This window comes from Bifidobacterium sp. M0399 (genome assembly GCF_016100595.1).
Taxonomy (GTDB): domain Bacteria; phylum Actinomycetota; class Actinomycetes; order Actinomycetales; family Bifidobacteriaceae; genus Bombiscardovia; species Bombiscardovia polysaccharolytica.
Map to the genome: position 1 here is coordinate 497085 of NZ_JACFSD010000002.1, position 11770 is coordinate 508854.

At 61.1% G+C, this 11770-nt stretch carries 9 protein-coding genes; 3 read left to right on the forward strand and 6 right to left on the reverse strand.

Annotated elements, in window-relative coordinates; translation table 11 throughout:
• Positions 1-29 precede the first annotated feature (29 nt).
• Together H3V09_RS06690 and H3V09_RS06695 are read left to right on the forward strand one after the other, a co-directional pair.
• On the forward strand, positions 30-1505 hold the full coding sequence (locus tag H3V09_RS06690) for an amino acid permease (RefSeq protein ID WP_198191188.1): 1476 nt from the start codon (positions 30-32) through the stop codon (positions 1503-1505).
• 205 nt (positions 1506-1710) lie between these two features.
• Positions 1711-3216, forward strand: a complete 1506-nt coding sequence (locus H3V09_RS06695) for an amino acid permease (RefSeq protein WP_198191187.1) — start codon at positions 1711-1713, stop codon at positions 3214-3216.
• Between the two features lie 295 nt (positions 3217-3511).
• Here H3V09_RS06695 and ilvC read toward each other — a convergent pair whose 3' ends face one another.
• The 6 genes from ilvC to fbaA all read right to left on the reverse strand — a co-directional run bounded on the left by ilvC (position 3512) and on the right by fbaA (position 10501).
• Positions 3512-4561 carry a ketol-acid reductoisomerase gene (ilvC, locus tag H3V09_RS06700; RefSeq protein ID WP_121912809.1) on the reverse strand — a complete coding sequence of 350 codons (1050 nt, stop codon included), beginning with the start codon at positions 4559-4561 and terminating at the stop codon, positions 3512-3514.
• Between the two features lie 264 nt (positions 4562-4825).
• Positions 4826-6082: an MFS transporter gene (locus H3V09_RS06705; RefSeq protein ID WP_195760154.1), complete on the reverse strand. Its 1257-nt coding sequence runs from the start codon at positions 6080-6082 to the stop codon at positions 4826-4828.
• A gap of 401 nt (positions 6083-6483) precedes the next feature.
• Complete coding sequence (locus tag H3V09_RS06710; RefSeq protein WP_198191186.1) at positions 6484-7452, reverse strand: FAD:protein FMN transferase; 969 nt, start codon at positions 7450-7452, stop codon at positions 6484-6486.
• A 9-nt stretch (positions 7453-7461) separates the two neighbouring features.
• Positions 7462-8763 carry an adenylosuccinate synthase gene (locus H3V09_RS06715; RefSeq protein WP_198191185.1) on the reverse strand — a complete coding sequence of 434 codons (1302 nt, stop codon included), beginning with the start codon at positions 8761-8763 and terminating at the stop codon, positions 7462-7464.
• 142 nt (positions 8764-8905) lie between these two features.
• On the reverse strand, positions 8906-9244 hold the full coding sequence (locus H3V09_RS06720; protein WP_198191184.1) for a hypothetical protein: 339 nt from the start codon (positions 9242-9244) through the stop codon (positions 8906-8908).
• Between the two features lie 192 nt (positions 9245-9436).
• Entirely contained in the window at positions 9437-10501 is a 1065-nt protein-coding gene (fbaA, locus tag H3V09_RS06725; RefSeq protein ID WP_198191183.1) for a class II fructose-bisphosphate aldolase, read from the reverse strand.
• A gap of 273 nt (positions 10502-10774) precedes the next feature.
• On the opposite strand from fbaA, the gene H3V09_RS06730 reads away from it, so the two are divergent.
• On the forward strand, positions 10775-11767 hold the full coding sequence (locus H3V09_RS06730) for a nucleoside hydrolase (RefSeq protein WP_198191182.1): 993 nt from the start codon (positions 10775-10777) through the stop codon (positions 11765-11767).
• Positions 11768-11770 lie beyond the last annotated feature (3 nt).

The following is an 11770-nucleotide window of genomic DNA, read 5'->3' on the forward strand; positions in this document are numbered from 1 at the left end:
CTCAGATCAGTTCGAGGAGAAGAGCAGTCATGGCGACCAGGCAGGGCGAGAAAGACGACCCCTCCGCATCCGACGACCGGGTCCAACGCAACCTCAAGACCCGACACGTCACCATGATCGCTCTGGGCGGCTGCATTGGCACCGGCCTGTTCATGACCTCCGGGTCCACTATCGCCAAGGCCGGGCCGGGAGGCGCACTGGTGGCCTACGCGGCCATGGGTCTCATGGTCTACTTCCTGATGACCAGCCTGGGTGAGCTGGCCACCCACCTGCCTATCTCCGGCTCCTTTGCCGCTTACAACGCCCGCTATGTGGATCCGGCCCTAGGCTTTGCCATGGGATGGAACTACTGGCTGAACTGGGCCATCACCGTGGCTGTGGACATCTCCACCGCAGCCCTGCTGATCCAATACTGGCTGCCACACACCCCTGGCTGGGTCTGGAGCCTCCTGGTCCTGGTGGTCATCTTCCTGATCAACGCCCTGACCGTGTCCACCTTTGGCGAGACCGAGTTCTGGCTCGCACTGATCAAGGTGGTGACAGTGATCGTCTTCCTGGTCATCGGTCTGGCCATGATCTGCGGAATCATGTTCCGTCCGGCCATAGGCTTGGGCAATTTCACCTACAAGGACGCCCCCTTCGTGGGCGGATTTCCCGCCATTCTCAACGTCTTTCTGATTGCAGGCTTCTCCTTCCAGGGCACCGAGCTGATTGGCGTCACTGCCGGCGAGTCCGAAAACCCCGGCAAGGCGGTCCCCAAGGCCATCAACGATGTCTTCTGGAGGATCCTGCTCTTTTATATTCTGTCCATCTTCGTCATCGCCGCGCTGATCCCCTACACCAGCCCCAATCTGCTCAGCTCCGCCGAAGGGGACATCGCCATGTCACCCTTCACCATGGTCTTCCAGCGGGCGGGCCTGGCCTCGGCAGCCAGCGTCATGAACGCCATCATCCTGACCTCGGTCCTCTCATCTGCCAACTCAGGTGTCTACGCCTCCACCCGAATGCTCTACGCTCTTGCCAAGGACCATTACGCCCCGGCCTTCTTCGGGCACACCACCCGACACGGCATCCCCATGGCCTCGCTGGTCGCCACTCTCGTGGTCTCCCTGGCTACCTTCGCTGCCAGCATCTTCGGTCAGCGGATCTACATGTGGCTGGTGGCCGCCTCGGGGCTGACCGGATTCATCGTCTGGATCGGCATCGCCCTGAGCCACTACCGCTTCCGCCGCGCCTGGGTGGTCCAGGGCCACCGGGTTGAGGAGCTGCGCTACCATGCCAAGCTCTTCCCCCTGGGGCCAATCCTGGCTCTGATCCTTTGCGTCGTCGTCATCGGCGGGCAAAACATCGAGGCCTTCGTCAACTGGAACTGGCAGGAGATCGGCGTCACCTACATCAGCGTGCCTCTGGTGCTTGCCCTTTACCTGGGCTACAAGATCCGACACCATACCCGAATCGTGCCCTTGGAGACCATGGATTTGAGCGGGGATCCTGAATCGCTATGAAAGATTTGTCAACTAGCATGACACATTATGACCATGGGAGCTGGAAAGCCACACCAATGGCATAGACTCCCTAAGCGTTCGAGGACCGGCCCAAGGACCCGGCTATATGAATCTATTCCGACATCCAGCCGGCAATATCAAGAATCACAATTTCAGTACGACCCCGGACTCCCCGGTGCGTCGCCCAGCCAAAAGGAGGAGGATCATGACGCAGAACACCAGCAATGCAGCGTCGAACACCAATCAATCCGACCGGGCCGGGCAAGAGCACCATGGCTATGGCAACGTCAAGCGCAACCTCAAGACCCGCCACATCTCCATGATCGCCCTGGGCGGCTGCATCGGCACCGGCCTGTTCATGACCTCCGGCTCCACCATCTCCACAGCCGGCCCCGGCGGAGGACTTCTGGCCTACATCGCCATGGGCGTCATGGTCTACTTCCTGATGACCAGTCTGGGCGAGCTGGCCACCCACCTTCCGGTGTCGGGATCCTTCGCCGCCTACAGCGCCCGCTACGTGGATCCGGCTCTGGGCTTTGCCATGGGCTGGGACTACTGGTTGAACTGGACCATCTCGGGTGCCGTGGACATCTCCACCGCCGCCCTGCTGATCCAGTACTGGCTGCCCCACACCCCAGGATGGATCTGGAGCCTGCTGGTCCTGGTCATCGTCTTCCTGATCAACGCCCTGACGGTCTCCGCATTCGGCGAGACGGAATTCTGGCTTTCTCTGATCAAGGTGGCCACCATCATCGTCTTCCTGGTCATCGGCATGGCCATGATCTGTGGAATCATGTTCCAGCCGGCGGTCGGCCTGAAGAACTTCACCTACAAGGACGCCCCATTCGTGGGAGGATTCCCGGCCATCATGAGCGTCTTCCTGATCGCCGGCTACTCATTCCAGGGCACTGAGGTCGTGGGCGTAACCGCCGGCGAGTCCGAAAACCCCGGCAAGGCGGTTCCCAAGGCCATCAATGACGTCTTCTGGCGAATCCTGCTTTTCTATGTGTTGTCCATCTTCGTCATCGCCGCCCTGATCCCCTACACCAGCCCCAACCTTTTGGGAGCCTCTGACGGGAACATCGCCATGTCACCATTCACCCTGGTCTTCCAGCGGGCGGGCCTGGCCTCGGCGGCCAGCGTCATGAATGCAGTGGTGCTGACATCCATCCTCTCGGCCGTCAACACCGGGGCCTACGCCTCCAGCCGCATGCTCTACGGACTGGCCAAGGACCACTATGCTCCGGCCATCTTCGCCAGGACCACCAAGAGGGGCATCCCCCTGGCAGCCCTGGTAGCCACGGTCTGCATGTCCCTGGCCACCTTTGCCTCCAGCATTTTCGGCCAGTCCTTCTATATGTGGCTGGTGACCGCCACTGGGTTGACCGGGTTCATCGCCTGGATCGGCATCGCCCTGAGCCACTTCCGCTTCCGGAGGGCCTTCAAGTTCCAGGGGCACGACCTGAGTGAGCTCAAGTACCACTCCAAGCTCTATCCGTTCGGCCCGGTCCTGGCCATGGTGCTCTGCGTCATCGTCATTGCCGGACAGGACATCCCCTCCCTGCTCAGCCTGTACTGGTCGCACATGGCCATGACCTACTTCAGCGTGGTGCTGGTCCTGGTCCTCTACCTGGGCTTCAAGTTCGTCAACCACACCAAGATCGTGCGCCTCAAGGACATGGACGTGTCCGGTGCCGAATCCGCCCGCTGATGCAGCAGACGCGGAGAACAGCCCGTAAGTGGTTTAACGTCCGTATATAACCAATGGTGCCCCGCAGATGGTCGTTCCATCCGTGGGGCACCGCCGTATATCCTCCGGTTTTGAAAATTTCACACATCCATATGACCAATCCGGTCAACGAAAAATCTGATCGTGCAACTGAAATATGAATGTCAGGAATAACTAAATGGCCGTTCCCTCATCGGCATTGCATCCGGATGAGGGAACGGCCATTTGCTGAATGGTCAGTCGGACCAAGCAGGGTCCTCCCGACAGGACCTAGAGGTCACTGCACCTGGGAACGGGCGATCTTGCCGGTGAAGGACTGGGCCTCGTCGGCATCCTTGACGTCCTTGTTCCAGGAGAACATGGCGCGCAGCTTGGGGCCGACCTCCTCGATCTTCTCGTGGGAGTACTTCTCCTGGAGCTCCTTGAACTTGGGGGCGCCGGCATCCTGGTCGTCGATGAACTCCTTGGCGAAGGAGCCGTCCTGAATGCGCTTCAGCTGGTGACGCATCCTGTCCTTGGTGGACTCGTCCACCACGGTGGAGGTGAAATCGCCGTACTGGGCGGTGTCGGAGCAGGACCAACGGGCCTTGTTCAGGCCGCCCTCGTTCATCAGATCGACCAGCATCTTGAGCTCGTGGCAGACCTCGAAGTAGGCGATCTCCGGCTGGTAGCCAGCCTCGGTCAGCACCTCGAAGCCGGCCTCGACCAGGTGGTTGACGCCGCCCATGAGCACATCCTGCTCGCCGAAGAGGTCGGTCTCGGTCTCTTCCTTGAAGGTGGTCTTGATGGCACCGGCGCGCAGGGCGCCCAGAGCCTTGGCATAGGCCAGGGTGATGTCCCAGGCGTCGCCGCGCGGATCCTGCTCCACGGCCACGACCACGGGCACGCCACGGCCAGCGACATACTCACGGCGGACTATATGGCCCGGGCCCTTGGGGGCCACCATGAAGACCGGGTGGTCGGCACTGGGCTTGATGTAACCGTAATGGATATTGAACCCGTGGGCGAAGGCGACTGCAGCACCCTCCTTGATGTTGGGCTCGATGTCGTCCCGCCAGATGTTGCGCTGGTACTGGTCGGGGGCCAGAATCATGACGATGTCGGCCTCCTTGGTGGCCTCAGGCACGGTCTTGACCTCCAGGCCCTGCTCCTTGGCGAAGGGCACCGACTTGGAGTTGGCGCGCAGGCCGACCACCACATCCACACCGGAATCACGCAGGTTCAGTGCATGAGCATGTCCCTGGGAACCGTAGCCGATGATGGCCACCTTCTTGCCATCCAGAACCGAAAGGTCCCCATCCTTCTCATACCAGATCTGTGCTGCCATTATCTACACTCCTTTATGTGCGGTCCAACCGGACCGGCTCTTCCAGGCCGGGGAACGCAAAATACTGTGAATTCCTGTCGTTGTTCCAGGCGGACGATGCTCTTTCGACCGGGGCGACGGATTTTGTCCTTGACCCCGATCCGTACCCAATGGATACGGTATGCCTCCAACCATACTCGTGATATGGCCAGATGGACTGTCCGCAATTCGTTGTTCGGACACCGGCGCGATTCCAATAACCGGCCGGCGGGATGCATCCAGGGCTTACTTGGTGAAGTCCACATCCTTGGTTTCGTGGCAGGTCAGCACTGCCACCAGGCAGCAGACCGCCATGACGGCCAGGTAGAGCCCGACCGAACGCACTCCCCAGTGGGAGGAGAGCCAGGTGGCGATGGTAGGCACGAAGGCCGCACCCACGATGGCCGCCAAGTTGTAGCCGATGCCGGAACCCGAGTAGCGCACGTTGGCGTCAAAGAGTTCCGGCAGGAAAGCGCCGATAGGCCCGAAGGCGATGCCCATCAGGGCGAACCCGACGCAGAGGAAGACCATGACCTGGAAGGTGTTGTGATGGGCCATGAGCAGGTAGGGGAAGACCAGACTGAAGACCACCAGCATGACTGAGCTGCCGATCAGCACCCGGCGACGGCCGATGCGGTCCGCATAGACGCAGGCCAGCACGATGAAGAGGGCGAAGACCAGGATGGAGACCATGAGCATGAGCAGGTACTCCTGGTTGGTGAAGCCCAGTCCGCCGCCGCCCTGGGACTTGGGCTTGGTGCCGTAGGCCAGGGACCAGGTAGCCAGGGTGTAGAAGAGGGTGTAGGTGACCGCGACCAGGAAGGTGGCCTGGAGCACCTGGCGCCAGCTCTTGCGGAAGACCTCCAGCAGCGGGGTCTTGACGACCTTCTGCTGATCCAGGGCCATCTGGAAGATAGGCGTCTCTTGCATGGAGACGCGCACAGCCAGTCCTACGACCACCAGGATGGCGGAAAGCAGGAAGGGCACACGCCAGCCCCAGCTCAGCATCTGCTCGGGAGTGCAGAACATCTCCAGCAGGAAGTAGGTTCCGTTGGCCAGGAAGAAACCGATGGGAGCGCCCAGCTCAGGGAAGGAGCCGTAGAGGGCCCTCTTGCCTTCCGGGGCGTTCTCGGTAGCCACCAGAGCTGCGCCGGACCACTCGCCGCCCAGACCGATACCTTGCACGAACCGGCAGAGGCAGAGGACCACCACGGCCCAGAGCCCCCAGGTGGCATAAGTGGGCAGAACGCCGATTAGCACCGTGGAGCAGCCCATGGTCAGCAGGGAGACCACCAGCGTGGTCTTGCGTCCCTGGCGGTCACCGAAGTGTCCGAAGATCAAGGACCCCAAGGGCCGCGCGATGAAAGCGATGGCGAAGGTCAGCAGGGATGCCAGCAGGGCCACGGTCGGATCGGTCTTGGGGAAGAAGAGCTTGGGGAAATAGTTGGCCGAAGCCGTCCCGTAAGCGTAGAAATCGTAGAACTCGATGGCCGTGCCGACCATGGAGGCCCCGATGACTGTGCGAACCGAGCTACGGGTCACACGGGTGCCGCCGGACACGGAGGCTGCCGAGGCCGGGGAAGCAACACTAGCGTCGTTTGCCGTCACTTCATCTCATCTCCTTATAGAAAAACCCCGCTGTTGGCAGGGTCTGATGCGATGAAGTCTGTACTCATCCAGCCCCGCCTTCCGACGGGGTCGAACAATGAAGATTGTCGAGTCAGTCCGCCGGTGAGGACGGGCTAATAATTCGTGCGGACACGGTGCCGAATCGGCGGGTGTCTGTCAAGCTGGTCATCACGGCGAACCTCCCTTCATCATCCTCGAATCGGATGCGTTCTCTGCACATCCGCATTGGTGCCGACCATAGGCCTGATCTCAGCCGGTCCAGCGAGACTGGTCCACTATGTGGACGGATGGATATTGGGGTCAGTAAAGAACCGACCAGGAAATTCGTCTGAGATTACGGCCTGACGGTCGGCATACATCAGCGCGCAGGAGAAGGAAAATCCGGCAGCCAGCACATCCGGCTGTACCAGGAAGAGGGCAGTGGCCAGACCATCAGCCAGGCCCGTGGGGTGTTCATTGTCCTTTTCCTCAGTCACTACCCAGGAGGCCAGCACACGGTCAACTGGACGGCCGTCAATGGCATCCAGGATGTGGTGAAGTACCGTTAACCCTGCCGCTGCAGCATCCTCGGACCGGTCGGCCCAATGGCGTCGGCTGGGTGCCGAGGCGCACAAGGAACCACAGGACAGCTCAATCCGGCCCACGCCTGCAGACAAATCACCGGGATCTTCCATAGCGACGGAGATCGGGTGAGAGGTCCGCATACGCATGTCGCCGCCAGCATCGATCAGATACTCCTCGACTTGAGGTTCGAGCAGGTTGGCAATGAGGTCTACTAGATAGCCCTTGCCGACTGCCCCGAAATCAAGGCTGACCGGACCGACAGTCGTAAGGACAGCACCCTGACGTCTGAGGTCATTGCCCCAGGTCGGCCGCCCATGGATCCGTCCCAGATGACCGGCGGCATCGGCCTGCAGCCGGAAAGTGGGCTGCATGCCGTAGCCCAGACGGGTCAGATCCTCGCCCACCATGGGGTCCAAGGCCCCGTCAGTCGCAGAATAAAGCCTGTCATATAAATCAAAAAGACCCCTGCAGTAGTCAGGAAAGACGAACCTACCTCCATGAGTAGCCTGGGCCATTTGCGCAGGTATGGCATCCTGCCTGAACCGTGACAGGGCACGCTCGTAATCCTCGATCAGATTGGCAACGGCCCCGTGCAGCCTTTCTCCCAGAGGCCTGTCCGTAGAGATGATGATTCCTGTCCCGACCGCCCCCGGGAAGGCGGCCAGGTAGGGCAGACCCATGGATCTTCCTCAGTCGATCAGAGAATGGATCTGCACGATCTGGTCGCGGCCCGGGCCCGAACCCACAGCAGAGATGCGGCAGCCGGACAGGTCCTCCAGGCGGTGGATGTAGTCCTTGGCCTTGGTCGGGAACTCCTCGAAGCTCTTGGCACCGGAGATGTCCTCGCGCCAGCCCGGCAGCTCCTCGTACACCGGCTGGGCGGATTGGAACTCGGCCTGGTCCACGGGCATCTGGTCCACCCTGACGTGTGAGCCGTCGGACCGGGTGATGTCGTAGCCCACGCAGACCGGGATGGTCTCCAGGCCGGAGAGGACATCCAGCTTGGTCAGCACGATGTCGGTCAGGCCGTTGATTTGCACTGCATAGCGGCTGACCAGCGCGTCGAACCAGCCGCAGCGGCGGGAGCGGCCGGTGGTCACCCCATACTCGTGGCCTTGACGACGAAGCCATTCACCCTGCTCGTTGTCCAGCTCCGTGGGGAAGGGTCCCTCCCCCACACGGGTCACATAAGCCTTGGCTACGCCGACCACACGGTCGATCTTGGTCGGTCCCACGCCAGTGCCGGTGCAGGCGCCCCCGGCCGTGCAGTTGGATGAAGTGACAAAGGGGTAGGTGCCATGGTCCACGTCCAGCATGGTGGCCTGTCCGCCCTCGAAGAGGACGTTCTTGCCCTGCTCCAGGGCCTGGTTGAGCATCAATGATGTATTGGCTACGTAGGGCTTGAGCCGCTCGGCGTATCCCGCCAGCTCTTCAACGGTGGCATCCACCTCGATGGCCCGGCGGTTGTAGAGCTTGACCAGCATCTGGTTCTTCTGGTGCAGGCTGGCCTCCACCTTGTCGCGCAGGTGGTCGACATTGAACAGGTCGTGCACACGGATGCCCACACGGTTGATCTTGTCGGCATAGGCCGGGCCGATCCCACGGCCTGTCGTGCCGATCTTATGCTTGCCCAGGAAGCGCTCGGTCACCTTGTCCAGCGTCCGATGATAGGGGGCGATTACGTGCGCGGATTCGCTGATCCTCAACCGGCTGCAATCAACGCCACGGGACTGGAGTCCATCGATCTCCTCGAAGAGCGCGGCCGGGTCCACCACGACACCGTTGCCGATGACCGGGGTAATGGCCGGGTGAATGATTCCCGAAGGCAGAAGGTGGAGGGCGTATTCCTGGTCGCCCACCACCACGGTATGGCCGGCGTTGTTGCCCCCGTTGAACCTGGCGACGTAGTCCATGTGCTCGCCGATCAAATCCGTTGCCTTGCCCTTGCCCTCGTCGCCCCACTGGGCCCCGACGATCACGATTCCAGGCATACGATGCTCCTTATCCACTGGTCGCCATTCAAGGAAAACAAAGGCAGACCATCCATAGACGAGCCTAACCCCATGTATGGAGCTGGAGGTCGTTCAGGCCTTTCAAATCAGCATGGGTAGATCCGAAATAGGAAAAGACTTGTCAGGTCCTGGAACCGACCATGGTGTCCCGGCCCCGGTAGAGCAGGAAGGCCGCACTGACGAGCAGCCCTAGGATGACCGGGATCAGGGACGCTTCGATGCCGAATGATCCACCGGTCAGCAGGGTCGGCCCCTGAACCTTCATGACCATGAAGCCATATATATGCTGGCCGGAGACCGGAATTCCCAACAGGGCCTCAGTGAGGTTCCACCCTATATGAAAGCCTATGCAGATCCAGAGATTATGCCTGGATACCATGATGGAGCCCAGCATAAGACCGGCTTCGATGGCTATGGCCAGACACGAGAAGAGGGTAGCCCCAGGGTTGAGAGCATGCATGAACCCAGATGCCGAAGACCATGAGGAGGATGGCGACCAGTAACTTCAACGACTGAGCCCATACGGCCTGCCCGCTCATCGGGGTCGTTGAGGAATCAAGCATCAGCAATACGCCGAACCCCAGAAGTCCCCAAGCAGCAGTCTTGTGCATTCCCTGTCTGGGCTGGCATGAATTGGATTGCGTATGCTGTTTCATTTCATGGCCCGCCCTGCGCTGCCCAGCTGCTGGCAAGCCTGGACTACGCGCGCCGCCATGCCGTCTTCAGCCTGGCGCCCCCAGGAACGGGGGTCGTACTCGCTCTTTTCGCCGACCTCCCCATCCACCTTGAGGACCTTGTCGTAATTGGCGAACATGTGCCCTGCCACGGCCCTGGTGAAGGCGTACTGGGCATCGGTATCAACGTTCATCTTGACCACGCCATGAGCGACGGCCGATGCGATCTCTCCCGGCTGCGAACCAGAGCCCCCATGGAATACCAACAAGAAGGGCTTGTCGGCAGGGGCGCTCGGGGAGGGGATGCCACTAACCTCCCCATCGGATATGGCTTTGGCGGTCCTGGCCTGGATCTGCCCCAACAGATCAGGACGCAGCTTGACTACACCGGGCTTGTAGGACCCGTGCACGTTGCCGAAAGTGAAAGCCACCATGTAGCGGCCGCGTTCGCCCAGACCCAAGGCATCAACCACCCTGGGGCCATCCTCGGGCGATGAATAGAGCCGCTGATCAATAGCAGCCGAATGACCATCCTCCTCGCCACCGACAGTGCCCACTTCGATCTCCAGAACGGTGTGGGCGGCCCGGGACAACTCCAGCAGCTCTGCCGCCGTGGCCAAATTTTCCTGTAAGGGCAACCCGGAGCCGTCCCACATATGCGACTGGAAGAGCGGATCCTGACCGTGAGCCACTTGCTCCTTCTCATAGGCCAGCAAGGGACGAACCCACTCGTCCAGGTATTGCGGGGCGCAGTGGTCCGTATGCAGGGCCACGGTGATGCTCGGATAGCGGGCGATCACCTCGTGGGCGAACATGGCGAAGGCGATGGAACCGGCCACCCGGTCGGCCAGGCGCTGTCCCGACAGGTAGGCAGCACCTCCCACGGATACCTGGATGATCCCGTCGGACTGGGCTTCGTCCAACCCCTGCAGGGCCGCGTTCAAGGTCTGCGTACTGGTCACATTGATGGCGGGATAGGCGTAGGACCCCCGTCTGGCCGCATCAAGCATCGCCACATACTGTTCAGGAGTCGCTAAAGTCATACCCTCATTATCGTCGGTTGCGCGGAAAAGCGGCCATCAATCCACGAATGCATGATCACCAACAGATTTGCAGGTCTCTGCCCTGATGGCGAACACCCCCCGACGCGCTTTGACAAGCCTCCAAGCCGCAGGTAGTTTAGCTCCGTACAGTTTGATGAAACGTTACATCAAACAGGTTGTTTGTTTCACGGCAGTAACGAATCAGCCTAGGGAAGGCACGACATAGGTAAGCAGAAGGTTGGGGTCGCCCATCCTTCTGGGAAGGAGACCAACGTGTCAGCAAGCAAGGGAACCGTCCGCAAGATCATCCTGGATCTGGACACTGGCATCGATGACACGCTGGCTCTGTCCTACGTCCTGGGCTCCCCTGACGCCGAACTGATCGGGATCACCGGCACCTACGGCAACGTGGTGCTCGACAGGGGCGTCGACAACGATCTGCGGCTGCTGGCCATGTACGGCAGGGAGGACATCCCGGTCTTCAAGGGGATCGATCACCCCAGCACGGCCGACTCATTCAGCGTTCCGCCGGACTCCGAGATCTTCCATGGGGCCAACGGCACCGGCAACATCGAAATCCCCGCACAGACCGACCGGCAGGCCAGCCAGCAGAGCTCAGTCGACTTCATCATCGACGCAGTCCGCCGCTATCCCAAGGGCGAGCTGGTCGTGGTACCCACCGGCGCCCTGACCACCATCGCCGCCGCCCTGGAAAAGGCCCCCGACATCGTCGACCGCATCAGCATCGTCATGATGGGCGGCACACTGACCCAGCCGGGCAACGTGGGGCCCTTCGCAGAGGCCAACATCAACCAGGACCCCGAGGCCGCCAACCGTGTCTTCGCCACCACCGCAGACATCACCATGGTCGGCCTGGACGTGACCACCCAGGCTCTGATGAGCCGCGAGGACACCGAGGCCCTGCGCGCAACAGGCACCAGCGCCGGCCGCTTCCTGGCAGACATGACCGACTACTACATCGACATCAGCGAAAAGGAGAGCGGGGTCTACCTGGGCGGCTGCAATTTGCACGATCCCCTGGCCGCCGCTGTAGCCATCGACCCCAGCCTGGTCACCACCTTTGCCACCAACCTGATGGTCGAGACCGAGGGACCACAGCGGGCCCGTACCATCGGCGACCCCAGCAGGCTCCTGGACACAGTCAAGAACACCAAGGTGGCCCTGTCTGTCGACACCGAGCGGTTCACCCGGCGCTTCATGGACAGACTCCTGACCCTGGTGCGCAAGACCGAGAGCGAACGATAGAAG

Bases quoted from the DNA above. Each gene is read 5' to 3' on its own strand.
- H3V09_RS06690 (WP_198191188.1), top strand. From the start codon at position 30: ATGGCGACCAGGCAGGGCGAGAAAGACGACCCCTCCGCATCCGACGAC.
- H3V09_RS06710 (WP_198191186.1), bottom strand. From the start codon at position 7,452: ATGGGTCTGCCCTACCTGGCCGCCTTCCCGGGGGCGGTCGGGACAGGA.
- ilvC (WP_121912809.1), bottom strand. From the start codon at position 4,561: ATGGCAGCACAGATCTGGTATGAGAAGGATGGGGACCTTTCGGTTCTG.
- H3V09_RS06720 (WP_198191184.1), bottom strand. From the start codon at position 9,244: ATGCATGCTCTCAACCCTGGGGCTACCCTCTTCTCGTGTCTGGCCATA.
- H3V09_RS06695 (WP_198191187.1), top strand. From the start codon at position 1,711: ATGACGCAGAACACCAGCAATGCAGCGTCGAACACCAATCAATCCGAC.
- H3V09_RS06715 (WP_198191185.1), bottom strand. From the start codon at position 8,763: ATGCCTGGAATCGTGATCGTCGGGGCCCAGTGGGGCGACGAGGGCAAG.
- H3V09_RS06705 (WP_195760154.1), bottom strand. From the start codon at position 6,082: ATGGTCGGCACGGCCATCGAGTTCTACGATTTCTACGCTTACGGGACG.
- fbaA (WP_198191183.1), bottom strand. From the start codon at position 10,501: ATGACTTTAGCGACTCCTGAACAGTATGTGGCGATGCTTGATGCGGCC.